This is a genomic window from Methanosarcina barkeri str. Wiesmoor, assembly GCF_000969985.1.
GTDB lineage: Archaea > Halobacteriota > Methanosarcinia > Methanosarcinales > Methanosarcinaceae > Methanosarcina > Methanosarcina barkeri_B.
On record NZ_CP009526.1, the window covers coordinates 1,419,975 to 1,446,342 of the forward strand.

The 26,368-nt window shown below is 39.9% G+C and carries 21 protein-coding genes; 10 read left to right on the plus strand and 11 right to left on the minus strand.

The features are described from left to right. The first annotated feature begins 904 nt into the window (after window positions 1–904). Entirely contained in the window at window positions 905–1,237 is a 333-nt protein-coding gene (locus MSBRW_RS06120; protein ID WP_011308495.1) for a hypothetical protein, read from the plus strand. Window positions 1,238–1,613: 376 nt separating this feature from the next. Here MSBRW_RS06120 and MSBRW_RS06125 read toward each other — a convergent pair whose 3' ends face one another. Further along, entirely contained in the window at window positions 1,614–2,738 is a 1,125-nt protein-coding gene (locus MSBRW_RS06125; protein ID WP_011308494.1) for a metal-dependent hydrolase, read from the minus strand. A 246-nt stretch (window positions 2,739–2,984) separates the two neighbouring features. Further along, window positions 2,985–4,040 carry a metal-dependent hydrolase gene (locus MSBRW_RS06130; protein WP_011308493.1) on the minus strand — a complete coding sequence of 352 codons (1,056 nt, stop codon included), beginning with the start codon at window positions 4,038–4,040 and terminating at the stop codon, window positions 2,985–2,987. A gap of 896 nt (window positions 4,041–4,936) precedes the next feature. Here MSBRW_RS06130 and MSBRW_RS06135 point away from each other — a divergent pair. The 6 genes from MSBRW_RS06135 to pdxT all read left to right on the plus strand — a co-directional run bounded on the left by MSBRW_RS06135 (window position 4,937) and on the right by pdxT (window position 12,901). Continuing rightward, on the plus strand, window positions 4,937–6,040 hold the full coding sequence (locus MSBRW_RS06135; protein ID WP_011308492.1) for an MtaA/CmuA family methyltransferase: 1,104 nt from the start codon (window positions 4,937–4,939) through the stop codon (window positions 6,038–6,040). After that, window positions 6,037–6,864, plus strand: coding sequence for a methylthiol--coenzyme M methyltransferase (locus MSBRW_RS06140; RefSeq protein WP_011308491.1), 828 nt, complete (start codon window positions 6,037–6,039; stop codon window positions 6,862–6,864). Before MSBRW_RS06135 ends, MSBRW_RS06140 begins: the two co-directional genes overlap by 4 nt. Window positions 6,865–7,113: 249 nt before the next feature. Then, window positions 7,114–8,706, plus strand: coding sequence for a methylamine methyltransferase corrinoid protein reductive activase (locus MSBRW_RS06145; RefSeq protein ID WP_011308490.1), 1,593 nt, complete (start codon window positions 7,114–7,116; stop codon window positions 8,704–8,706). Between the two features lie 400 nt (window positions 8,707–9,106). Next, complete coding sequence (locus tag MSBRW_RS06150; protein ID WP_011308489.1) at window positions 9,107–10,174, plus strand: phosphatase PAP2 family protein; 1,068 nt, start codon at window positions 9,107–9,109, stop codon at window positions 10,172–10,174. 920 nt (window positions 10,175–11,094) lie between these two features. Beyond that, window positions 11,095–11,991 (plus strand): pyridoxal 5'-phosphate synthase lyase subunit PdxS, encoded by an 897-nt coding sequence (pdxS, locus tag MSBRW_RS06155; RefSeq protein WP_011308488.1) that lies wholly within the window; start codon window positions 11,095–11,097, stop codon window positions 11,989–11,991. Between the two features lie 307 nt (window positions 11,992–12,298). After that, a complete protein-coding gene (pdxT, locus tag MSBRW_RS06160; protein ID WP_011308487.1) occupies window positions 12,299–12,901 on the plus strand; it encodes a pyridoxal 5'-phosphate synthase glutaminase subunit PdxT in 603 nt (200 codons plus the stop codon). 515 nt (window positions 12,902–13,416) lie between these two features. Here the strand turns inward: pdxT and MSBRW_RS06165 are convergent. Beyond that, on the minus strand, window positions 13,417–14,124 hold the full coding sequence (locus MSBRW_RS06165; protein ID WP_011308486.1) for an SAM-dependent methyltransferase: 708 nt from the start codon (window positions 14,122–14,124) through the stop codon (window positions 13,417–13,419). Window positions 14,125–14,373: 249 nt separating this feature from the next. On the opposite strand from MSBRW_RS06165, the gene MSBRW_RS06170 reads away from it, so the two are divergent. From MSBRW_RS06170 to MSBRW_RS06180, 3 genes are all read left to right on the plus strand, one after another. After that, complete coding sequence (locus MSBRW_RS06170; protein ID WP_011308485.1) at window positions 14,374–15,201, plus strand: TrmB family transcriptional regulator; 828 nt, start codon at window positions 14,374–14,376, stop codon at window positions 15,199–15,201. Between the two features lie 173 nt (window positions 15,202–15,374). Continuing rightward, window positions 15,375–15,788 (plus strand): pyridoxamine 5'-phosphate oxidase family protein, encoded by a 414-nt coding sequence (locus MSBRW_RS06175; protein ID WP_011308484.1) that lies wholly within the window; start codon window positions 15,375–15,377, stop codon window positions 15,786–15,788. A 121-nt stretch (window positions 15,789–15,909) separates the two neighbouring features. Next, complete coding sequence (locus MSBRW_RS06180) at window positions 15,910–16,680, plus strand: CDGSH iron-sulfur domain-containing protein (RefSeq protein WP_011308483.1); 771 nt, start codon at window positions 15,910–15,912, stop codon at window positions 16,678–16,680. A 429-nt stretch (window positions 16,681–17,109) separates the two neighbouring features. Here the strand turns inward: MSBRW_RS06180 and MSBRW_RS06185 are convergent, their stop codons facing one another. The 8 genes from MSBRW_RS06185 to MSBRW_RS06220 form a co-directional block, all read right to left on the minus strand. After that, window positions 17,110–18,795 (minus strand): PKD domain-containing protein, encoded by a 1,686-nt coding sequence (locus tag MSBRW_RS06185; protein ID WP_011308482.1) that lies wholly within the window; start codon window positions 18,793–18,795, stop codon window positions 17,110–17,112. A gap of 400 nt (window positions 18,796–19,195) precedes the next feature. After that, window positions 19,196–19,960 carry an ABC transporter permease gene (locus MSBRW_RS06190; protein WP_011308481.1) on the minus strand — a complete coding sequence of 255 codons (765 nt, stop codon included), beginning with the start codon at window positions 19,958–19,960 and terminating at the stop codon, window positions 19,196–19,198. Further along, window positions 19,957–20,949 carry a daunorubicin resistance protein DrrA family ABC transporter ATP-binding protein gene (locus MSBRW_RS06195; RefSeq protein WP_011308480.1) on the minus strand — a complete coding sequence of 331 codons (993 nt, stop codon included), beginning with the start codon at window positions 20,947–20,949 and terminating at the stop codon, window positions 19,957–19,959. Before MSBRW_RS06195 ends, MSBRW_RS06190 begins: the two co-directional genes overlap by 4 nt. Before the next feature lie 182 nt (window positions 20,950–21,131). After that, on the minus strand, window positions 21,132–22,853 hold the full coding sequence (locus tag MSBRW_RS06200) for a dipeptide ABC transporter ATP-binding protein (RefSeq protein WP_048103066.1): 1,722 nt from the start codon (window positions 22,851–22,853) through the stop codon (window positions 21,132–21,134). A 63-nt stretch (window positions 22,854–22,916) separates the two neighbouring features. Continuing rightward, window positions 22,917–24,041, minus strand: coding sequence for a methyltransferase (locus MSBRW_RS06205; RefSeq protein WP_011308478.1), 1,125 nt, complete (start codon window positions 24,039–24,041; stop codon window positions 22,917–22,919). A 178-nt stretch (window positions 24,042–24,219) separates the two neighbouring features. Continuing rightward, a complete protein-coding gene (locus MSBRW_RS06210; RefSeq protein ID WP_048103065.1) occupies window positions 24,220–24,432 on the minus strand; it encodes a hypothetical protein in 213 nt (70 codons plus the stop codon). 2 nt (window positions 24,433–24,434) lie between these two features. Then, entirely contained in the window at window positions 24,435–25,208 is a 774-nt protein-coding gene (locus MSBRW_RS06215) for an ABC transporter permease (protein WP_011308477.1), read from the minus strand. Window positions 25,209–25,360: 152 nt separating this feature from the next. Beyond that, on the minus strand, window positions 25,361–26,344 hold the full coding sequence (locus tag MSBRW_RS06220; protein WP_011308476.1) for an ABC transporter permease: 984 nt from the start codon (window positions 26,342–26,344) through the stop codon (window positions 25,361–25,363). Window positions 26,345–26,368 lie beyond the last annotated feature (24 nt).

A 26,368-nucleotide genomic window follows, 5' to 3' on the forward strand; every position in this document is an offset into this window, starting at 1 on the left:
TAACAAAATTATTTTTATTGGAAAAAACGACATAGTTCCACAATCCCACTTTCCGCAGATGTCCTGCCAATTTTCACAATTTTTCCTGCTATCGTTTTTTTCTGAAAGCTGCCCAGTTGCTCAAACATGTGTTTTTGAAATCTCTCCCAATTTTCAACTTTTTGCCTTGATTGAATATTTCCGGCACAAATTTACGAAGCTTAAGTTGAGACAATAACTGCAGATTTTCAAATAATTCTCCAAAAACGATGACAAGAACAATGTTATTTTTTTGAAGACATCTATGGGAAGTTGGATGTAGCTAAGATATTTGCTGCTTTTTGATCAAACTCTGAATTGACTTTATCATTATAATGGTACTGTTGTTGTGCCGTAATATCATTACATAATTGTAAATAGATCTATGTAGTGATGTTACGCTTATTTTGTCACTAGATTTTGAAACTGAGTCTTGAAGAAAGTGTTTTAATATAACTTATAGAAAAATGCTTCAATCGCATAAATTCTAATATTGATACATTTTCCTCGGATATTTTGACTTTTGTTCATCATCCATATATTTACATGCTTATTCTGATATTTTTACAACAGAACCAATTTGATAGAACTTGTAAAACATATTAGCCTACAAATAATCCTGTATATCTACTTATCGTAAAATAAGATGTTTGGATATTTGTATATAATAATTTTCATAATACTTAATTAATTATTACATTACTTAATTACTATAAGAAAGACTATCTTTTTAGAATTCATGTTTCCGTTTTTGTTATATAGTTTAGTCTATAATACTTAAATCAGCCAACATAAAATTATGTGGGGCTATTAATATAATAGTACGGCATCTAGCTTCTAAATCTCTTGATTTAGACTATAATCTAGCTATATGGGAGTTCAAAGTATGGGTAAATATAAAGGAATAAGAGCAACATCTCTATTTATTGGGGTTCTGTTTTTTGTGGCGTCAATACAGATTTCATTTGCGGCATTTAACTCCACAAACTGGAATTGGAATGAACCAATTGAGAACAAAACAACTGAAAATATAACATGGAGTAATATAACATGGAGCTCAATGAACGGTTCTACTGACAACATAACTCCAGAAAATACAACATGGAGTCAAACAAATGGGTCTGTTCCATCTTTTGATCCTACAGACATTGATACGTTCCTTCGTTCTAGGAATATTTTAATACCAACTATAAAGCAACTACCAACAATATATAATTAAATAATAGGTAAAAACAAAGTATTTTATTAAAATATTTAAAAACATGTCCAAAATGCAAAGCTAACTTGAAACTGCGTGTAAATGGTGAGACCCAGTATGGTTCTGTTGCAAAAATCTGGTTATTTACAAAATCAGTGAAAAACTTCACAATTAGGAAAGTTAATCATTCTCATCACTTGGAAAAACAGTGCATAAAGGTATTAGTTATAGCCTTAAAGCGCGAGATAAAAATTTTTGCAACGGAACTCCATTGTTGTGCCGTAACATCAATATATAATTCTAAAATTATATAATATCGGTGATGTTACCTTATTTTTATCACTAAATTTTGGAACTGAGTCAAAAGAACTTGGATTTTATTTTAATTACTCAATAGTTACTCAAAATAGTTTTTACCAAGTTTCTTTTCCGGTCTTCCGTAATGGCTTTCATATGCCTCATATTCTCCGCTTTTCCTGTCAAAAACGAACCTGTAAACCGTATCGAAATAAGGCCACTTGTCAACATAAGGATTTCTGGCATCGCTAAGAATTACGGTTATAAGTCCATTATCTTCGGAAACCGAATACACAGGATAATCGATTGCCTGGGGGACTGAAGCACTGTAAAGTTTTCTGGCTTTTTCGGCATAGGCCTGAGCGTCAGGGACCTCGCCGGTTACAGATACTTTTTCAACGTAAAAGCTTTTTTTGATTCCTGACCAATAGCTGATCTCCAGAAGCTTATAATGGGTATTGCTATACGGATATACTGCAAGGAATTTGCCGATAGATATCGGATAGGTGTTTTTGTAGCTTATTCTGGTTTCTTCATTATCGGAGACGTAATTGATCAGAAAGATTTTCGCAATCGGAAACACAGTAGTCCAGAGAATGAGAACTAAAATTACGGAGGCATAGAGTTTTCTCTCGTTCCTGTTTACAAAACCATGGAAACTGGTTAGCCCATTCAGCTTCCTGCTCCAGGCATCTATTGTTTTAATACTCCTTCTGTCAATTTTCAAGTTGACTTTGTTCCCAATTTTCCATTTGTTCCTGTTTTTAACGTATTCTCCTGCCACTATGAAAAGAGGCAGCAGTGGAAGAAAATTGAGAATTGGGTCTAAGGGATAAATAGCCCTGAGGGCTGATTCATCTGTGCTGAACGGATAGAAAGGGCTCATTTTTGCGCTTGTAGTGTAATCGACTAAGATATGGAGGAAAACGGCCTGAAATCCACCTAATGTAAAGCGCCGGTCTTTAGTTTTAACCCAGATGAAAAGTGCGACAAGAAATGCAAAAAATATCGAATGCGTAAGCTCCCTGTGGCCAAGCAGGTAGAATAACTGGTTTCTCGCCTCGTGGCTTACGCTGCCGCTGATGAGCGTAAATATTGAATACGTAAAATAGTCAAGGTCAGGGAGTATAGAAAGAAATAGTAAAATCAGCTTCTTCCTTCCTTTAAGGCCCAGAGCATAGGCGAGAAGCAGGCCGATTCCAAGATGAGATAGTGTATTTACCATGAATTTATGTTCCGTATTATTGAAATTTGTTTTGACTTTCGGGTTGTCATAAATTGTATTCAAAAAACTCAGGATAACAAATTTCTTGGCACTATAGCGCCCCATAATATTTAACTTATATTATATAAAACAACTGATAAATTATGAAAAAAAGAATCTTTTATTGGCTGCCGTAACGAAAGAGACCAAGCGTGGTTTTTCAGAGGATTTCCAACGCAAAAATGTTCTGTTTTGTCATTTAAAAGTTCATCCAAACCAGTTCATGCCTAATCTCTCCTCCTGGCTACCATGCATACTTGCATATACTTCGTATTTCTCTATGTTTTTCCTGTCAAAAACAAACCTATAAGATGACTTAAAATAAGCTATATCTTCGATGTATGGGTTTCTGGCATCACTGAGAATAACCGTTACAGAATCGCTTGTTCCGGAAACCGAGTAGACCGGATAATCGATTTCCTGGGGAACACCTGCCCTGTATAAGTTCTCTGCTCTTTTAACATAAGTGGCAGCATCAGAGATATTTCCGTATGCGGACAATTTTTCAACGTACATACTTTTCTCGATACCTGAACGATAACTTATTTCCAGGACTCTATAATGAGTTGAATTATATGAATACGCAGTCAGGAACTTATTTGTGGATTCTGGATAGGTATTCTGGTAGCTTATTTCGGCTTCCTCTGCACAGGAGATATGGTTGATAAGAAAAGCTTTTGAGACCGGTATGACGGTAAGCCAGACAAGTAACAAAAGAATAAGCGAGGCATAGAGCTTATCATCAACGTTTGATATGAAGGTGCAAAGTCTCTTTATTCTTCCATTCTTTTTTCTTGTGTGGCTCAAGTTTACTATAATTACAATGAATGGAGGCAAGAGAGGCAGCAGGTTTAACATAGGGTCAAAGAAATAAACCGCACTCATAATGGAAGCATCCGTACTGAACGGGTAGAGGGGACGCATTTTCCAGCTTGTAACATAATCCAGGTAAGAGTGAAAGAAAAGAGACTGGAACCCCCCTACCGTAAAAAGCCAATCCTTTGTCTTAAACCAAAGAATACACGTAATCAGAACAATGAAAAGGATAGAGTGCATGAACTCTCTGTGCCCGATCAGATAGAAAAGCTGGTTTCTTACCGCAGGGCTCAGGCCATTATTGGCATAGATAAAGATCGAATACAGGATAAAATCCAGATCAGGAAGCACGGATAATAAAGCTACGACTTTCAGTTTATTCCCCTTCAGGCCTAAAGCTAAAGCAATGAGAAGCCCTACTCCAAAATGGGAAATTACATTTACCATGATCCTGGATTCCTTAAGGAATATTTTTATGTTTAATTTTTATAATAAATGATGTAAAGAATTGAAGATATATTTATTCTTTTTAAAAAAATCGTGTTCAGGGGTTGCAAAGTTGTACTTACTTTTGAAGATGATAAAAAATAATCTATAAAAATAATCTATAAAAATAATCTATAAAAAGTAAGAACATAGGAAGAAAAAGCATAGAAAGCAAGAACATAGAAAGCAAAAGTATAGAAATCAAGCTCCTAAATATGAGCTTTGAGTTTCATTGCAAGTGCTTCCTATAGCTTCCGAAGCTCGAGAGTCAGAACAAGAGGAAGCTTTAATCCCCAAAGAGCCAAGAAGGCATACTATATGAAAAAATAAGATTAATTTGTTCATAAATTCATTTACCCCCTGAAAAACCATATCCACCAGGAAATATCGTGCAGCTTCAATGTTTTTTTCCCAGAGTACGGAAAGTTGTGGATAACTTTGAAAGCCTGATCTTTATATTAGCCCGACATCAGTGAAAAAATCAGGGAGTTCACTATGTATGTTCACAATACATTTTTGATGTGAATTCTCTATATATCTGCGATATAAACTTCTAATATTATTTTTCAACTTGAATATTGACTATGTACTTCTGGGTTCGTTTTATCATCTGTCTAAGCGTCAAGCAAGCCTTTTGCTCTCTGGTGTTTCTGGGCTCTTTTTGTCATCTATCTAAGCGTCAAGCAAGCCATTTGCTCCCTGGTGTGAAATTTAAGGGTTTCGAGCAAAATAACTCAACTATTATCTATAATTTACATAGTTGAATTTGAGAAATATATATATTTTTCCTTATTATGCTAACTGCATTCAGTTAAATATCCAAATATTCATATTAATAATTAAAAGGAGATATATACATGGTAAGTGAAATGACTCCAACCCGAAGAGTTATGGCAGCAGTGCTTGGAGGTAGGGTTGATTACGTACCCCCAGCGAATCCCCTCGCTCAGACTACAACTGAACTGATGCAGATATGCAATGCTTCCTGGCCAAAAGCCCACTTTGACAGCAAGATGATGGCAGACCTTGCAGCCGCTCCCTATGAAGTTTGTGGTATAGAGGCTGCACGTCCCCAGTTTGACATTTCTCTCGAAGCGGAGGTTCTGGGGTGTAAACTTGACTGGGACAAACCGGACAGACCTCCCGTAATAGGTCCTGCTTATACCGATCCCTCCAATGTAACCTGGCCTGACAATCTGGAAGAAGCCGGAAGAATTCCGGTAGTGCTCGGAGCGATTGAGGAACTGAGGACGCGCTATGACGGCATGCTTCCTGTTATCCCACTACTTACATCTCCTTTTACGATAGCAAGTCATATAGCAGGCGTCGAAAACATGGCAAAGTGGACAAAGACCGCTCCAGAAAAAGCACATGCCTTCATTGAGGCAGCAACAGATTTCGTGATAGCTTACGGGAAGCTGCAGACTATTTATGGAGCACACATCGTCTTCCTCGCCGACCCTTCGGCTTCCGGGGACCTGATTTCTGCGGAAACGTACAGAGAATTCGTACTTCCTGCCCACAAAAGAATAGCAAAGGAAATCAGCTGTCCCCAGATCTTGCACATCTGCGGAGATACAAGTAAACTTCTGCCCTACATAAAACAGAGTGGAATTGACTGCTTCTCCTTCGATGCCGTTCCGGTCTCGTATTGCCGTCAGGTAGTGGGCAATGAAATGTCCATCCTCGGAAGCCTGGATGTTATAGATCTTATGCCAAACGGCACCCCCGAACAGGTTTATAACAGAACAAGGGAATGCATCCTGCAGGGAGCTGATATTGTTGGGACTTCGTGTGGACTCTCATTTGGAACCTCCCTCGAAAATCTCAGGGCATATGTCAGGGCTTGTAAAGAGACACAAATCCCGAAATGTGATGATGTGGAAGACCTTATCAGGCAGATTGGAATCGGTATTGGAAAGAATATGAGAGAAAACGTGTTGGGTGGGATGAAGGAATGATCAGGCACATAGACGTTGCAGTTCAAAAGATATTCGAGATGAAAGAAAAAGAACCTGCAAAATTTAAAAGACTCATTGATGAAGGGATCATGATAGGCCTCGGGGTAGACTCTGTAGATCGGAGCAAAGAAATGGCCCCCGCCAACCAGATAAAGAAGCAGAACAGGCCAAAAAATCCCGAATACGCAGCCATTGCAGAAGCCGTAATCACGGGAAATAGAGCCGAAACCGTAAAACTCACAACTGCCCTGCTTGCAGAAGGAAGAGATCCTACGGACCTAGTCTTAAATGCCCTTATGCCCGGAATACATACTGTGTGTGAGCTTTATGACATCGGGGAAAGCTACGTACCTGAAATCCTGCTGGCAAATGAAGCCCTTATTGGAGGGGTGGGACTCTGCCAGGAAAGGATAGGAGAAGTCCCCTACCAGGGGAAGGTTGTATCCCTCGTTATTGAAGGGGATGTGCATGACATAGGCAAGAACATTGTAGTCGCTATTCTCAGGGCAAATGGTTTCGAAGTAGTTGATATGGGAAGTGATGTAACGGTGGAAGAAGCCGTTAAAGCCGTAAAGGCAACAAATGCTGACCTTGTTACTGGGACAACCCTTATGAGTACAACCAAAGGAGGCATTAAAGACCTTGCAGAAATCCTTTACTCTGAGGACGTTCCCGTAGCCTGTGGCGGGGCTGCAATCGATAGGAATTTCGTCGAGACTTTTAGTAACTCAGTATATGGAAAAACCCCACTTGACGCGGTAAAAATAGCAAAAAAGATCTGTGCAGGAAAGAGCTGGAAAGAAGCCCGTGAGGAACTTTACTGATTCTACTTTACTTTTAGTTCTCTTTATTATTAGCTCTCTTTATTATTATTTTTCTTTTTTATTTGTATTATTTAATATAAACTTTTTTATTTAACTTTAAATGGGAAATAAATACTCTAAGATCACAAATGAAGGAATGCTGGAAAGTGAAAACAAGCATCAGAAAGAAAAACGAAGAAACAAGAAAAATAAGGAAGCATAAACTGGGAAAGGATGAACAAACACCTCAAAAAAATCCTGGGATAAAGTATGGATCAGGCAATAAATATCGATATCGGTACCAGTGGAATTAGAGCTCAGCTACTGAATCTTATGGACTCCTCTGTCCTCAGGACTGCAATTTTATCCAGAAACCCACTTCCGGGCGCAAATGTTGTTGACCATATGGACTTTGCGATTAATTATGGGCAGGGTATAGCCCATGAAATTCTTATCTCAGCCGTCAATTCCCTGATAAAGAACCTTAAGCCAGAAAATCTCAAGCGTGTAGCTGTTTGTGGGAATCCTATCCAATTGTCGCTATTCGAAGGAATAGAAATACGAGACCTTGCATTTGCGGGAAAAAATGCCCTCGAGAAAATAAATGTAAAACTTCCAGAAAGGAACGGGCACATGGTCTCAGGAAACGAAATAGGACTTTGTGCAGATGTTGATGTGGTTATCCCACCTTCAGTAAAGCATGAAATCGGAGCCGATGCCCTTGCCATGATGGTAAAGAGTGGGTTTCTAGATACTCCCGAGGCATGTATGGTTACGGATTATGGGACAAATGCCGAGATGGCCCTGAAGGTAGGAAACAGAATATACACAGGATCGGCTGCTGCAGGCCCTGTTATCGAAGGACAGCAGATCAGCAAAGGAATGCTGGCAACGCCTGGAGCAATTGCCGACCTGAAGCTTTCCGGAGGCTGGCAATCGCTTGTTCTTGACGAAAAACTCAGGCTGGTAGAAGGACCAAGAATAGACCTGCGCAACAGAACTTTTAAAACCATCGGATATCCTGCAAAGGGAATTACAGGCACGGGGGTAATTGCCCTTATGTATGCAGGACTTGTAACTGGCATAATAAAGCCTCCTCATATTGAAGGCGATATAATTCGGCTTGGAAAGGAAATTACGTTTACGGAGAAAGATGTAGTAGAAGCCGGAAAAGCCTTCGGAGCCCTGAGAGCAGGCCACCTGACCCTGATGCATGAGGCAGGGATAGCATACGAAGATCTGGAAACAATGTATATGTGCGGGGCAAGCGGAACGTATGTAGATCCTATAAAAGCCCGCTTTACAGGCATTGTGCCCGCAACCCCGAAACGGATTGTCCAGTGCGGAAACACTTCCCTGGAACTTGCAAAAGACCTTGCCCTTAATCCCGACTATCTCTCATATCTCAATGAAATGAAAGAATCGGTCCTTTCAAATCATATAATGTTTGCCTCGTCCCCAACCTTTGCATCCATTTACGTCCAGGAAATAGCTCTTTGGAATGAAGGAATGCCACTTGAAAAGTATAACGCAAATCTTGAAAGATCCGGTATCCAGCCTATCCCACAAAAATTTCAGGAAAGCCTTATTGAAAGAAAATCGAATGAAGATATCCACGAACTTGGAAAATGCCTGAAGATCATGGAGTCTAAACTGGACTTTATCGCTACCATCAAGTGCAGTGGTTGTGATACCTGTTTGAAAGAATGTCCGGGAGAAGCTCTTTCAAGAGAATGCGAAAGTTTCAGGATCAATACTGCAAGATGTCTTGGTACTACCTGCAGAAGATGCGAAGAAAAGTGTCCTGAAAAGCGGTTCTCTATTAGTAACTTTAAGCTGGAACACCCAGAGTTCATAAGATAAAACAGTAATCTAACAAAAGTAATATGACAAAAGTAATGACAAAAGTAATGACAAGAATAATGACAAGAATAATGACAAAAGTAATGACAAAAGTAATGACAAGAATAATGACAAAAGTAATGACAAAAGTAATGACAAAAGTAATGACAAAAGTAATGACAAAAGTAATTTTACTCAGTAAACTTTAAAAATAATTATCCTGCCCTGAAGAGAATTCTAGTTATACGCAGGTACAAAACAATACAAATTTAAAATAGTTTTACAGAATACACTTTCATAAACTTAATAATATGAATAAATCTAAATTTCTTACTAATTCTAGATATCCAGTTTAGCTCGAGATTTTTTGGATAAAACCGAGTATATCTGCAGGCAAATACTTTATCAGGAGTTAAAGTCCTTGTTCCAGACTGAACCTATACTCTATCTCCAATCCCTTGGAAACAATTGGCTTACATCCCTCATGATTCTAATAACTTCAATGGGATCGTCGGCTTTTTTAGTTGCCATAGTGGTTATCGTAACTTTCGGGATTAATTTCCGGAAAGGTTTTCTTCTGTTCCAGCTTTTAATCTGGACAGGGCTGATTACCGAAATCATTAAGACAATAATTGCCTTTCCGAGGCCGGATTATGTAGACAATAGAGTCATTAACCTTGAATATGGAGTGAAAAACACATCTCCTTTCAATGGGAGTGGACCTGAAGGGGTGTTGAAACTTCCTGACAAAAAAGTGCTTGAAACTTTCCGCCTTCAAGAAACGCTTACCCCTTCATCTTTCGGTTTTCCTTCCGGGCATGTTGCAATTACGACTGCACTATGGGGAGGAAGTTCCACGATATTCAACAGCCAGAAAATCAAAATGATGGCTCCTGCTATGGTATTGCTTGTAGCCTTATCGAGAATGTACCTGGGAAGGCATTTTCTGGGAGACATTTTGGGAGGGGCTATTATAGGTTTATTTTTCCTGACTGCTTTTACTCTCTTTCTCAAAAGCTCCCTGAAAGATGATTTTTTCAAGAAGGAGAATTTTGAATTTGCACTCAAGCGTAAGAACCTTATTTTGTATTTCTTCCTGTTTGTTATCCCTCTCGTTCTTATAGCTTCATCTATGATAAGTGCAGAAGCAGCGGGTTTTTTCCTTGGCACGAATGCGGCATATGTTTTGATTATACGAAGAGGCCTCCCTGATGATGCGGGAAGTGTCGAACAGAGAGTCTTGAGGATATTTATTGCACTTCTGCTGTTCGGAATCTCCAGATTTATTCTTAATATAGGGTTCGATAATATCAAAACTGTAGCCTATTTCAGTCTTAAACTCATTGAATTCTTGAAAGCTTTCATACCTGCATCTACAATCTGGGTGTCCGTAGTCGTCTGCACAAAGCTCAACCTGTATAGAAAAGAAAGGGAACTCTTAAGCAGCCAAAAAGGAACTCTTAAGCAGCCGGGGAACGGAATGGAGTAAAAATTCATTAAAAAGGAATGGAATGGAATGGAATGGAATAGATATTCAATTTTAAAAACCCGAAGAATTTATTAAAAATCTTCAAGGACCGGATTTACCGGCCCCTTTAAAACCGTAAACGCAGAAGATATACCGTGAATTCTCGGATTCTTGGGTTCATTCCAGAACTTATACTCTCTCCCTTGCCCATCTGAGTATATGCAGGAAGTAGAATAAGAGAGCGAACAAGAAAGCACATAAGAAAGTTACCCTCAGACGTTGCCTGCCTAATTCAGCCTTCCCAATTCGAATTCCACCTACCAATATAAATCAGTAAGCTCTGAAATCCAGAAGCTACCCCCCTAAAAAATAGTCCCTATTTAATGAGCCCGATATATCTTATAACTATATTCTCATGCAGTGTTTGTCAAGACCTGGCTGAAATCTTTAGAATTAAACGAAATCAAATGGGTTTGCTCAGGGACTTATTTTGAGTGTTTTTCAAATCTTTCTTGCCTTATATCCCTGGAAAACTATATATCTAAGAACCTGAAGGAGATCATATATATTATATGAAGACAGAAATAGTGCTAATTAACCTCAGGCAAGCATATAGAGATAGAATAATAAATCGCATTAAGGCTCTGTACTGCATTATCTAAAGGAGCAGAATAAACCATACAGGTGTAAGAAACATCTATTGTTAATGGAAAATATTAAGTTATTATATATGACTTACTTTGTATTTATTCATAAGGAATAACTTAAATAATGCTTTTGACTATTGAGCGTATTCACAATTCACTGGAGAAATAACTAACTGAAAACCACAACCTATCGGTTGCAATCAGTGGAAAAGACCCAAGAGTTATTTCATCGTGGAAAGGGTTTCCCACTGCATAGAATCTTATAATCATATCAAGACAGAGAGGATGACATTCATGGACTTTGAACAATTAAGACATGGGACCGAACTTATCAAAAGGGGCTTTGCAAGAATGCAGAAAGGGGGTGTAATCATGGATGTTACAAACCCGGAGCAGGCCAGGATCGCAGAAGAAGCCGGAGCAGTTGCTGTTATGGCCCTCCAGGCTGTTCCTGCGGATATCAGAAAAGCGGGTGGGGTTGCCCGGATGGCCGACCCTGAGATTGTCCAGCAGATTATTGATACGGTTACAATTCCTGTAATGGCAAAAGCCAGGATCGGGCACTTTGTCGAAGCCGAAATTTTAGAAGCTCTGGGTGTTGACATGGTGGACGAATCCGAAGTCCTGACCCCTGCTGACCCCTACTTCCACATAGACAAAATGCAGTTCACCGTGCCTTTTGTCTGCGGTGCCAGAAACCTTGGAGAAGCCCTAAGGAGAATTAACGAAGGGGCAGCCATGATCCGAACTAAAGGAGAGGCTGGAACCGGAGATGTCAGCCAGGCAGTTAAGCACATGAAGCAGATTCAGGGTGAAATCCGTGCCCTTGCCGGGAAGACTAAAGAAGAGTTGATTATGGTTTCAAGGGAAATCGAAGCTCCGATTGAACTTGTAGTTGAAACCTCAAAAATGCAGCGTCTGCCTGTGGTAAACTTTGCAGCCGGCGGAGTTGCGACCCCTGCAGATGCCGCTCTTATGATGCGCCTTGGTGCAGACGGGGTCTTTGTAGGTTCAGGTATTTTCAAAGCTGAAAACCCTGAGAAAATGGCAAAAGCCGTTGTTGAAGCCGTAAACAACTTTGACAACCCTGCAAAGCTTGCAGAGATCTCAAAAGGTGTAGGTGCCGGTATGAAAGGCATCAGCGCAGACACGATTCCTGAACAGGAAGCCCTTCAGGAACGCGGTTGGTAACCCAGAATTGCACTTCGGGAGCACAGAAAATCATAGATTTTCTGGGAGTTGCGATGTAATCGCAACAGCACGCTTCCGTTTCGGTCGCTACGCTCCCTCAAGCGGAATAATTTATGAACAATAAGATTACTTTTTAACTCGCTTGAGCGGGGATTTTAGAAGAATTGGCATTTAGCTTCGTTCAGGCGAGCTAAAAATTGATTTTTAAAAATGGATTATTTATTACGAGCCTGTAAGAATAAATCAATTAAATTTTTTATTTTCGGATTAACAGATAATGAATTGATTCTGGAAAATGGTGTTTTTCATGAAAATAGGTGTAATCGCTATTCAAGGAGCGGTTTCTGAGCATATTGATGCTTTGAGGAGGGCACTCAAGGAAAGAGGGATGAGTGCAGAGGTAGTTGCGGTAAAGCATAAGGGTGTTATCCCGGAGTGCGGCGGAATTGTGATTCCTGGCGGGGAGAGTACCACACTTTGCAGGTTGCTTGCCCGCGAGGGGATTGCAGAGGAAATAAAGGATGCGTCTGCAAGAGGAGTTCCAATTCTTGGAACCTGTGCAGGTTTGATTGTGCTTTCAAAGGAAGGCGACGAGCAGGTTGAGAAAACCAGCCAGGAATTGCTCGGAATTATGGATACAAAGGTCAACAGAAATGCTTTCGGAAGGCAGAGAGATTCTTTTGAAGCCGAACTTGAGGTCGAAATCCTTGATTCTCCTTTTACCGGCGTGTTTATAAGGGCTCCCGGAATCGTAAGCTGCGGGCCTGAGGTTCGCGTGCTTTCCAGGCTTGATGACCTGATTATTGCTGCAGAGCAGGGAAATGTGCTGGCTCTTGCTTTCCATCCGGAGTTAACCGAGGATTTGCGGATTCACCAGTATTTCTTGGACAAGATATTTAAAAATGCATAGAACGATAGAAAAAGGTAACTATTCAGCTCCGATAAAACAACATCAATAGTCATCTTTATCAAAATTCAATAGACAAATTTCTGTCAATTGATTTTCTTTGATTGCTGGTGATTGACTACATTTTTCATTGTTCATAAGTTATTTTTCGGATTATTCAGTTTTAGTAGAATCACTATCTACAGACTTGTTTTGATAGGCTGAATAGTTACAAAAAAAGATAATAATTTGATGAGCCTATCAAAAATTTAATTTAATCTGATTATTGCTGCTAACGTTACAACTCCAAGATATGATCTTTGTTTGATCTCATATTTTGGAAATACTTTCTTGCTTTGGCTTATAACCGAGCTCAATAGCTAAATCTGCTATTTCAGAATACAGGAGCTTATCCTCATCAGATAAGTTATTGTAAAATTCATTAGCAAAGTCTCCACTTTAATTTCCTTCTCACATCTTGTAAATATATAAGTACAAGATTTTTAGGCCAGGTCGTGAGCTCCTCAACAGATTTTGAATCATAACTTTGTAGCTATGATTGAAACCAGATTAAAGTAGTTTCCACCTTCAGCTTCCATCATTCCTATATCTCTACGAGCAAAGTCATTGTCACACATAAGCCAGTCTTTCCATGCTTCTTCAAAACAATTTAACTCTTTACACTCCTGAATATTTACCAGATCGGAAGTTTTCCATAAATTATACCACCAGTCACAGGAGTAAAGATTCATATCATCAAACCAGTAAGGCTGTAGTTCTTCCGGAACTCCGTTTGTAAAATCCTTTTTCAATCCAGGAACTGCAACTGCAATTTTTCCTCCTTTTTTTACAAGCGGAGCAAAATGATTCTTCAGATAATCTTTTTCAGCTCCGAAAAAATTATAGGCATCTATACAGATAGCAGCATCAAAAAATTCATTTGCAAACGGCAAATCATGGGCTTCTGTGTGTATTGGTATTATTTTATCTTCCAGTCCCATTGACTTAATTCTCCCATAGTTATCTGTTGCACTTATCCAGAGATCAGTGGCAAAAACTGTAACATCATATTCTTTTGCTAGGAATATTGAGGTCAGCCCTCTCCCACAGCCAAGGTCAAGTATTCTCATGCCTTTCTCAAGCTTCAGAGACTCGGACACTTCTTCAAGAATCTTCATTGAGTTTGGTCCCATCATGTTTTCTTTAACAAAATCAAAATCATATTTGTTACTTTTTGTAAACATCATCTTGACCACTTTTAGTTAATCTATCCCATATTATTTCATGGAGTTTGTTACTTATTCTTTCATAGGTTCAATGTAACCTTTGTCACATATCGTTCTTTTATTTGAACGAATGTATTCAGTCAGCGTAGCCTTTAACTTAACAACTTCACTTTCATATGCTAGAACCTTTCATATGCTTAAACAGTAGTCTTAATATCATTCAGAAAGATAACCGTTTTACTCTACAATAAACTGAAAAGTAGTGAAAAGATGAATGAAAAATTACTTGCAAAAATTGGATTGAACAAGTATGAGAGTTCAGTTTACCTAACACTTCTAAAACAAGATTCTATGGAAGCAAGTAAATTATCACATGCATCGAAAGTCCCTATAGGGAAGATCTACGAGGTTCTCAAAGCCCTCAAAAATTATGAGCTTGTTGAAATCCAACCGTCTCGGCCACAGAGATACCGTGTGGTTGATCCCAAAAACGCATTTAAATTCATGTATAAAAGAAAAGAGGAAGAAACACTCAATGAGCTCAAAGTGCTCAAAGAAACATTTGATGAAATCGAAAGGGAACTTTGCAACGACAATTCACCACAAAATGTTGAAACTGTCTTCTGGCCTGACTGCTTTCGTAATAATGAACTAAATGAAATGGTGACTTCATCTTTCGAGAAAATCGAGCATGAAATATGTGTTGTAATTCATATTAAGTACAAGCCTGAAAGATCGGAGCTATATGATGCCTCAGTATCCACATTTAGCAAAGCTTATTTGAGTTTAGTACAGCGTGGCATAAAAGTTAAAATTTTGGATCCGGGATCACAATTACTACCATCATTAAAAGAGCTTATTGATTCAATAGAAGATCTGTCATTTAAACGCTATTTTAAGGATCTGTTGGAAGTAAGAATTTTAGAAACCGAATACAATTTTTCAATCATTGATTCCAAGATAACCCTGCTCGATGTTGAAGACCAGTTCAATATGAGTAGAAATCTCGGTATGACAAGAATATATGATGAATCATATGCAAAGCGATTCAAGACAAAATTTGATGAACTTTGGGTAAAGGGTGAACTATTTCTTTGACCTGACTTTCAAACATATCCGTGAATTTCAATTTTTCTATTAGTTTTCGCCTCTTTTCTTGAGATAAAACGCAAAATCGAAATCATAAACTTTTCTATTTTTTTGAGTCATTCAAAGTTATATAAGGATTGTAACCATATTAATAAAAACCAATTCAATAAGTGGTGAAATAAATGGTAAAATTAACTGACGAAATGAAGGAAGACTTTGCAAAGATGAAAATTTTTCCATTTGCAACTGCATCTAAAGGTGGAGAACCAAATGTCATACCAATAGGCATGTGTGATCTACAGGAAGATGGAGAAACAATCTGGATCGCAGACAATTATTTTAATAAAACTCGCAACAATCTTGATGAAAACCCCAGGGGAGCGATCTATGTATGGGGTCCGGAAATCAAAGGCTGCTACCAGATAAAAGGAGATATTGAGATCAAGACCGAAGGGGAAGACTATGAGAAGATGTATAAAATGGTCAAAAGCAAAGGAGACAGGTTCCCTGGAAAAGCCCTTGCAGTTCTGAAAATTACTGATGTTTATGAGTGCAAACCCGGGGCTGGGACCGAGCCAGGACAGAAACTGCTTTGATCCCGCTTAAAGCTTAATTCATAAGTTAGCTAATCCATAAGTTAGCTAATCTATAAGTTTATGATTTTCTTCTTGCCATGAAGATGAAAAATCTTCACAATCTTTTTTGAAGATATTGAAAATGATTGGTGATCCTGCCATAGAAAGTTTTGAGAAACTCAGACACAGAGGAGGCTGCAAGATGATCAAAGAAGTGGAAAAAAAGTCAAAAATATCCAATGACTCCATGAAGATTGCTGTGTTTAAGAACGGTCCATATATGGTGACCGGTAGAGTTCCCCTTATGACCTGGGAGATTTGCAAAGATGAAGACACTGACCGTCTAATATGGCGCGAAGTCAAAAAATACCCTATAAGGGACCGGTATGCTCTGTGCCGATGTGGTCAGTCAGGGAATAAGCCCTTCTGTGATGGGACACATTCAAAGATCCATTTTGATGGAACCGAGGCAGGAGACTTTGAGCCCTTTAGCGAAGGTGCTAATGTTATCACTGGCCCTTTGCTGACTCTTATTGACAATAAGCATCTATGTGTCCACGCAGGATTCTGTACACGGGCAGGGAAAATATGGAACCTTGTCCAGCAACCCGAAAACCCGGAAGCTCGAGACATTGCTATAGAAGAAGCATGTAACTGCCCTTCAGGCAGGTTGGTAATCATTGACAATGCCACAGGAAAAACAATTGAGCCTGAGCTTGAAAAATCTATTGTTGTCGAGGAAGGGCCTCACCAAGGCGAGCAAGGTCCTCTCTGGGTACGTGGCGGCATCCCGATAAAATCTGCCGACGGCAAACAGTACGAGATCAGGAATCGAGTCACTCTCTGCAGGTGCGGAAAATCCAGAAATAAACCGTTCTGCGATGGTAGTCATGTGGAGATTGAGAGAGATTGAGAAAATAGATTCAAATGCAGAGGTTAGATTTGCATTTTACCTCATTGGCATCTGTTTACGATAATTTTTTAGTTTCTACTATCCTTTTCTACTATCAATTTCTACTATCAATTTCTACTATCATTTCATCGAAGATCTTCTTAATGGCTCTGGGCAATTATACGATTTTGTCCAGGCTGAAGTGAAGGTTCAAAAATGGCAGTCAATTGGTGCAGAAATTCAGGTTGTGGTGCAAAAATGATATTTTCTCGAGTTCCAAAAATAAAAAGTCTCCGTTTTATTGTAGGACTTACGCACTTGAAGTACAAAATCAACCACAATCAACGTTGCGAATAGGGGAACGATTTAGACAGTTGAGGGTTTGGTACTATTGATTTCTCAGTTCAACTGCGTAAGTTCTACATGTTTTTCAATTTAAGGTATTCATTTTCAGGATACTACGATATAATCAGATCTAGTTTTAGTGTCACTGCCCTTAGCATTCTTTACTGTTAAGCTGATAGTATAGTTCCCTGCTTTTGAATACTTATGCTTTGGATTCTGAACGAATGACTTTGCTCCGTCTCCAAAAGTCCATTTCCATTTAGCCGGGGTTCCTGTACTTGTGTCAGTAAAAGCAACATTTAATGGTGCTTTCCCTGAAGTTGGGGACGCGGAGAATGAAGCAACAGGTTTTGTTATTACTTTTATATATTCTGTTTTTGTTATCGTATTACTGCCCTTATCATTCTTTACAGTTAAGCTAACGGTATATCTTCCTGCTTTTGAATACTTATGCTTTGGATTCTGAGCGAATGACTTTGCTCCGTCTCCAAAAGTCCATTTCCATTTAGCCGGGGTTCCTGTACTTGTGTCAGTAAAGGCAACATTTAATGGTGCTTTCCCTGAAGTTGGGGAGGCGGAGAATGAAGCAATAGGTTTTGTTATTACTTTTATATATTCTGTTTTTGTTACTGTATTACTGCCTTTATCATTCTTTACAGTTAAGCTAACGGTATATTTCCCTGCTTTTGAATACTTATGCTTTGGATTCTGAACGAATGACTTTGACCCGTCTCCAAAACTCCATTGCCATTTCGTCGGGATTCCTGTACTTGTGTCAGTAAATTTTACAGTTAAAGGTACTTTTCCTAAAGTTAGGGATGCAGAGAATGCAGCAACCGGTTTTGTTATCACTTTTATATATTGTGTTTTTGTTACCGTGTTCTTGCCTTTAGCATTCTTTACTGTCAAGTTAACAGTATATATTCCTGCTTTTGAATACTTATGAGTCGGATTCTGAGCGAATGAACTTGATCCGTCTCCAAAGCTCCATTTCCATGAAGCTGGTGATCCTGTGCTCTTGTCAATAAAGGCAACATTTAATGGAGCTTTTCCTGAAGTTGGGAAGGCCGAAAAAGCAGCAACTGGAGCTTTCAACTTGTTTGCAACAATATAGTTCTTTATTGTTTTAGTGTCGCTGCCCACAGCATTCTTTACTGTTAAGCTGACAGTATAGTTCCCTGCTTTACTGTAAGTGTGTGCAGGATATTGAACTGTTGAATATGTGCTATCTCCAAACCTCCATTTCCATGAAGTTGAAATTCCTGTATTCTTATCAGTATATGGAAATGGTGTACTTTTGTCAGTAAACTGAACCTTTAGCGGAGCGTCTCCTGAGGTTGGAGCTGCCGAAAAAGTAGCAACTGGAGTTTTAAAAGGTACTGTAGTGTTTTCGTCAGTAATAATAATAGTCATATGAACCCATAACTTCTGACCACAACAACTATTCCTGGTGGTCATACAACTAATATAATAGCCATTCTTTGGAAACGTATGTACTGGATTTTTTAGTGATGGAGTAATATTTGTACCTTCGAGAGAGGTTCCATCTCCAAAGTTCCATCTGACATATGTCTCATTACCTTTTGATAGATCCTTAAATTGTACTGTTCGTGGATCACTTGAAACGGCTACCGCTGTATAATCAATATAACTATTCCCGCAGGAGCAGTTTACCCGGGCTGTTGCTGGAGGATTTCCTGCACCAAGAGGGGTTGGGAATACAGTAACTGTTGCAGAAGCAGTAGACGTGAGAAAGAAAATGAGTATTAAAAAGATTGGTAGGGACTTCATATCTTAACTGTGTTAAGGGATATATTAAATTTTGGATATAGTGATGAGAGAGTCGTAAAGGTCTGGAGTTTCTAATCAATCATGCATAGCCATCGAGCTTCAATTCTATATATTTATAACAGAGTAAATAATTTAATAGTTATGCCGTGAAAATTGACCAAGTTATAGGCAATCTTGAACTTTTACGACGCTCTCTTACAATCTCTTACAATCTCTTACAATCTCTTACAAGCCTGTCCGACAATTACCTTCGGTAATAAAAGAATTCCTTCTTTTTTGATTTAAAGGTCTTATTTGCTTTCTTTTTAGCACTTTTTTATTACTACCAATAATTGCTGGACAGCCTGTAAAGAATAGAGTATTCGTGACTCTCTGTGCTCCCGATGTAATAAAAATGTGTCTATATTATCTCTGCCCTCCGGAAGAAATAACTGCTGGCACAGACCATCAAAACCGACAGCGTTAAAAGAATAGATATATTCAGAACAATTGAAAATTCACAATGATCAATCAATATTCCTCGCAAGGCATCAACACCATATGTCAGCGGATCAAAATAAGATAGAATCCTTATCGGAGCCGGCAAATTTGAAACCGGAAATAAAGCTCCAGATAAAAGAAACAGAGGGAATGCAATAAAATTAATAACCGTGCTAAATCCATGAAAATCTTTCAATAAGGATGACAAAATTAACCCTATGTTTATAAAGATCATAGATATGAGAACCATTATCACGATAGAGAACAGAACCTCATGAATTAAAGGCAGTTTAAAACCAAGTAATACAGACATCAACATAATAATAAGTGCCTGAATGATTGATGTGGTTGCGCTTCCGGAGATCATTCCAAGAACAATAGAGACTCTGCTTGCGGGAGTCACCATAACCTCTTTTAAAAATCCAAATTGCTTGTCCATTATGACACTCATACCTGCATAAGCAGCCGTAAAAAGAAGAGTCATCCCGATAATACCCGGTACAAGATACTGAAAATATCCTATTGACGCAGGCAGACCTGGAAATTCCACTCTTCTAAAGCCCATACCCTGAAAGATCAGCATAAAAGCCGGCATGCCAATTGCACCCGCTATCCTGGACCTGACCCTGAAATACTTTATAATCTCACGCCGCCAGAGAACATATATAACTCTTCCCTGAATCATCTGAGCATCCTCCTTCTCATCCGGTCCCGCCTGGCTGACTGCCTGCTGCCTTCTTGTTCTCGTATTATTGAACCTGTAAGGCGGAGGAAAACATCCTCAAGGCTTGGCTTGCTGAAATTTATCGAACTGATCCCGACACCCAGGTTGGAGGCGGTCTGAAAAATGTCAGGTATGTTTTTCTCATAATCCGATAGAATGAGATCAAGCGTTTTTCCATCAGGAACAACTTCCCTTACCCATTCTTTCTCCCCAAGAGCAGTCGCTATGAGAGCAACCTTTCCATCAATAGTCAGGCTGACACAATCTCCCAGTAGACGGTTCTTCAGACCTGATGGAGTATCGAGTGCAATTATCTTTCCATGATCAATTATCGCAATGCGATCACAGAGGAAATCAGCTTCTTCCATATAATGGGTAGTCAGGATGACGCATGTCCCATAATTTCGATTCAGGTTTCCGATATATTCCCATATTGATCTCCGGGTCTGTGCATCAAGCCCGAGAGTAGGCTCATCCAGAAACAAAACTTTTGGATAATGAATAAGCCCCCTTGCAATTTCAAGCCGCCTCTTCATTCCACCAGAATAATTTTCAACAAGAATCTCAGCTTTGTCAGCCAGTCCCACAACATCAAGCACTTCCTGGATTCTTTTTTTCCGCTCATCTGAACGAATGTTGTACATCATGGCATGAAATTCAAGATTTTCCCTCCCGGTAAGCCCTATATCAAGTGAAGGATCCTGAAATATTATTCCGATATTATTCCTGATCGAATCAGGATCCCTTCTAAGATCATATCCTGCGATTTCAGCGCCACCTGCAGTCGGAAGAAGAAGAGTCGTCAGCATATTGATTATAGTCGTCTTTCCCGCACCGTTAGGGCCTAAAAGCCCAAAAAGCTCTCCGGGTTCAACCGAAAATGAGACACTGTCAACGGCAGTAAATTCTCCGAATTTTTTTGTCAACTCTTTAACGATTATTGCACTCATGTTAAACAAGACCTTCAAACCTGAACAAAATATTCAAATCTAAACAAAACCTTCAAACCTGAACAAAACTTTCAAACCAGGATTTTTGAACAATTATCAGAAATTCGCACATCAGAAATTCACCTTTCACTAACAAAAAATAAACAGTGATGATTTACGAATTTTAAAAAAGATCATGATGCTTAATGAGTATGACAGCACAGTCCTATTCTTGAACCCACAAGCCTTTTTGTATACTCATCAGAAGGTGAAAGCATAACATCGTGGGAATTCCCCATCTCTACAATCTTTCCGGAATTCATAACGGCTATCCTGTCAGCAATCTTCAGTGTCAGGGAGAGATCATGTGAAATATATATCATTGCAAATCCTCTCCTGTTCTGAAGGCCCTTTAAAAGACGCAATATATTTGCAGAGGTTGAAACATCCAGAGCCGACGTTATCTCATCGGCAATAAGAAGTTTCGGCTCCATAACCATTGCTCTTGCAAGTGCAACCCTCTGCCTTTGCCCGCCGCTGAGTTCCCCGCAATATTTGCTGAGGAAATTGTCAGTACTGGGAAGACGAACAAGTTCAAGGGCACCTTTAACCATTTGCAGTCTATCTCCATTGGACCCGATCTTATTGATATAAAGAGGCTCTTTGATTGCATCAAGCACAGTAAACCTATTGCTGGTTGAATTGAATGGGTCCTGAAATACTATCTGAATGCCGTTGAACCTGCTTCCATAATTTCCTTCACCAACATTCCCACCCATAAACAATACTTCTCCGCGCTCGGACCTTATTACGTTTGCAAGGATATGTGCAAGCGTTGACTTTCCTGAACCGGTCTGACCAACAATTGCAAGAACCTCTCCTTCCCTCACTTCCAGATTAACATTCTCAACTGCCTGAAGATATTCTCCATTAGGCAGACGATAGCTGAAACTCAAGTTTCTGGCTTCCAGAACGTCTGCTATTCCCCCTCTATGGCATGCAATTTCCCTTCCATCTCCTATCGGCGTCAGAACCGGGGAAACTTTACTGCAGATATCGATTTTTTGTGTACATCTCGGGCTGAAAGGACAGCCCTTAAATCCATCCCCTGCAGGTACATCGCCCGGAATTCCCCATAAATCCTTATAAACAAAAATATCCGGGGTCGAGTGGACAAGGCCCCTTGTATAAGGATGACGGGGAGATACGAGAATATCCCTTACAGGTCCTGTTTCAACAACCCTTCCTGAATACATAACAGCAATTCTGGACGCAACAGAAGACACAAAAGTGATATCATGAGAGATCATTAACATCGTATACCCGTTCTTCTTCTGAAGGTCGATAAGAAGGTCCCTGATTTCCTTTCGGGTAAATGCATCAAGAGCAGAAGTAACTTCATCGAGAATCAGCAATTTCGGGTCGCATGAAAGAGCCATTGCCAGAAGAACCCTCTGCCTCATACCTCCGGAAAGCTGATGCGGATATGAATCCATCCATTTAGGATCAAGGCCAACCGTCCTGAACAGATCAGCACATTTACTCTGTGCTTTCTCAGGACTGATATCAAAGTGCCTTATCATCGGTTCTCTTACTTGAACGCCCACTTTCATAACAGGGTTCAACACCTCAAGGCTATTCTGAAAAACTATTGCAATATCATTCCATCTGAATTTGTCCATTTCAGATTCAGGCAAAGAGGAGATTAGCTCATCCCTGTAAAAAATTTCTCCGGAAATAGCTGTATTTTCCGGCAAAAGCCCCATAATCCCGAGGGCAACGGTGGTCTTGCCACTGCCGGATTCTCCGACAATGCCCAGAATTTCTCCTTCTTCAATCTCAAAAGAAATACCGTCAACAGCCTTAATGGTATCAACGTCAGTTAGATAGTGGCATTTAAGATCATTGATTTTAAGCAGACTCATAATCATAACCCTTTTTCTTCCCTGACTTTTTTCCCTCTCAATAATCCACTCAATATCAGGCTCTCACTCCTGTTCATCCGCTCCGGAGTTCACTCCTGCTTTTTTTGCAAAAACCATTCTTGACCCCTCTTTCATGTCCAGGGTCCTGAAGACTTCAAGTCCGTAGTTTCCCAGCATCCCGATATATTCGTTGAAGGGCACGCTATTTTCAAAGCAGTATCCTGTACCACCTTTCTTTGTGTCTTCAAAGGTCCAAAGGTTCCAGTCCAGGCTGAAGAGAGGATCTGATTTCGTATTTTCATCCGGGACCTGCAGGGTTACGAAAACCCCACCATCATTCAGGGCTGAAGCAATTTTAGGGATAAGTTCGGGGGCCTTGCCGCCAGGGTTAAAGGATGAAAATATAAGGTCGTACCCGGTGCCGAGTTCCTCTTTAAAGAAGTCACCGGGAATTACGTCCACATTGAAAGCCCCGTATTTTTCAATGTATTGCTTTGTCTTTATGGTTACCTGGGGAAGGTCAAATACAAAAGCTTTTAGCTGCTCGTTCATTTTAGCAAAAGCAATAGAATAGAGCCCGTGCCCTCCTCCCATGTCCAGGAGTTTTCGAACCTTTCCTAAATCAACGTTTTCCATAACCTTCCTGACGGTTTCCTGAAGCAGTCCACAGCGGGTGTTTTCAGCCATGCAACTGATAATCTCCCAGAAAAAAGGACCTTTATCGACAACTACAGGCCCATTCTTCATAAGCTCGGGCAAACGGGCCCAGAGTGCAGCGTTCCTGGACATTTCGGAAAGGTATTGCTGCTGGGAAAACTGACTTTCCTTAAGGAGATATGTAGCGGTAAGTTCCGAATTCACATACCGGGGCAAAAACGTGCTTTTTTCAGCTTTTTCTTCTCCCTCTTTTTCCTTCCTCTCTTCCTCAACGATCTCCTCAAACCTGTCCAAAAGCCCGAGATTGACAAGAGCTTCGCAGAAATGGGGAACTAACACCGGATCGAGCCCCATTTTTTCGGCAAGTTCACCTGCCTGAAGGGGGGTTTTCAGAGCTTCAAACACCTCAAGTTCAAGAGCTGTAAAGATCAACCTGTACTCTTTCAGTCCCCTGGTCGAGTTTTCCATGGTCTTGACTAAACGGTCTACACCCACAGCCGGAGTATCCATTAGCTCGTTCTTTACTTTCATGTTCAATCTCCTTTTACGCTTTCTTTTCGTAAACCAATTGGAAATCAATTGGAAGTTTATTGGAAGTTAATCGGAAATCAATTGGAAATCATAGAAACCATGAGAAATCATCTGAAATTAATTATTTTCCCTCTTCCATAACCATATCCCATCGCTCATCTACTCTACGACTTCCATATCATGCTTTTTCTTCATCCCTTTCGCAGAGCCTATGTAGCCTTAAAAGTTCGGCAATGGAACCGTAGATTTTCATCCTGGGGTTAAGGGAAGATTTCGGATTCTGGAAAATCATCTGCATTTCAGTTCCCAGATGCTTGAACTCGCTTCCCTTAAGCCCAGGAATATCGGTCAGATAGTGGCATTTAAAATCATTGATTTTAAGCAGACTCATGATCAGAAGCCTTTTTTTATCTTTAATTTTGGATCGAGTATCCTTTCCATATCTCTGCTTATGAACGCAAGACAGATCAGGAGGAAAATGAGCATAAACAACGGAGGCAATAACCACCATTGCCAGTAGGGTGTAAAATATATCGAACGGAAACTGGTTGCATGATTAAGCATCATTCCCCAGCTCTTGGAAGTAGGATCTCCAAGGCCCAGGAAGGCAAGTCCTGCTTCGGCTATGATTGCGTGTGAGGATATCCCGATGACAAGCACAAACAGGACAGGCAGAACTTCAGGAAATATATGCTTCCGGAGCAGGTAAAATGGCTTTGCGCCGTAATTCCGGGCTGCAATAATATAGTTGTTCTTCTTTAGTGACAGGGTCTGGGAACGTGCAATACGTGCAGGTTTGGCCCAGCTGAAAATAACAAGTATAAGAATTACGTTAAGAATACTTGGACCAAGAAAAGCAGATATTACGATCAGAAGAGGAAAGCTTGGAAGAGCCATTGTAACATCAATTACTCTCATCAAGCCCTGATCAACGTGCCCTCCAATATATCCTGCCAGTATTCCAATAGCTCCTCCTCCAAAACCTGCTATAAAAGCTACTGCAAGCCCTATTGTAAGGCTCATTCTTGCACCATAACATATCTGTGACCAGATATCCATACCGAGTTCATCGGTTCCAAGTATGTGTTCGGGACAAGGAGGTTCGAGTGAATCACCTGAGATCTTCTGAGGAGGATAATTTGTTATCACAGGAGCAAAAACTGCCATTAAAATAATACAGATAAGACCAAAGATACCAATTTTACCTTCAATACTTAACCTGGAGAACGGCTTAGCTATGTTTCTGGCAATTTTGTTAATATTTAAAGCCTGAATAAAAGAGAGTATTCCGGCATTTTCAGAGACAGCAGTATCCTTTATTATATCACAACCCTCGGATCAAGTTTCCCGTATATTTTGTCAACCAGAAGGTTGCAGATAAGTATGGAGACTGCAATTACCAGGAGAATACCCTGAATAAGCGGATAATCCCGGCCGACGACAGCACTTCTGAGTGTCATCCCTATGCCTGGATAAGAAAATACATTCTCAACCAGTACAACACCCCCCATCATTATGCCGATCGTAAAACCTGTTCTTGTCACTACCGGGAGTAGTGCATTTCGGAGTGCATGCCGGATCCAAACGCTTTTTTCACCCAGACCTTTGGCTCTGGCAGTCCGGATGTAATCCTTTGTGATCACTGTAATCAGTGTATTTCTGGTGAGCAGGTACACGCCGGTCAGTTGTGAAAGTGATAGAGTCAGAACAGGCAGAAAGGCATGGTACGATATGTCCAGTATCTGCTCTGCAGGACCATTATAGTTTGCGAAGGGGGTAACAGCGCCTGCAAGTGGAAAAAGCCTGAGATATACACTAAAAATCAGAAGAAGGATCAGGCCAAGCAGAAAGGAAGGAATTTCTGCAAAGGCAATCATACCCGTCATCATAATTCTATCACTCCCCTTCTTCCGGTTCTTTGCCGAAAGTGTTCCAAGAACTACACCAGAGATTGTACTGATTACTGTAGCACTCATGACAATAAACATAGTCCAGGGAAGATGGAGCATTATTACGTCACTGACCGGCATTTTATAATAAATACTCCTTCCAAGATCGCCAGTCATCAGGTTTTTCATATATGCTAAAAATTGTTCAGGCAATGGCCTGTCAAGTCCGTAATAGTTTATGTAATAAAGACGCTGCTCCTCTGTCATTACAATAATATCTTCCCCTACTTCATCTGCAGAAGTTGTTGAGAATGGATCTCCAGGCATCATCCTTGGTAGAAAAAAATTAATGACAAGAATTACAAAAATTGTCGATAACAACCTGAAGATAAACGAATTCCTGTCATTTACCATCCAATCATCTTGCCCTTTACTATC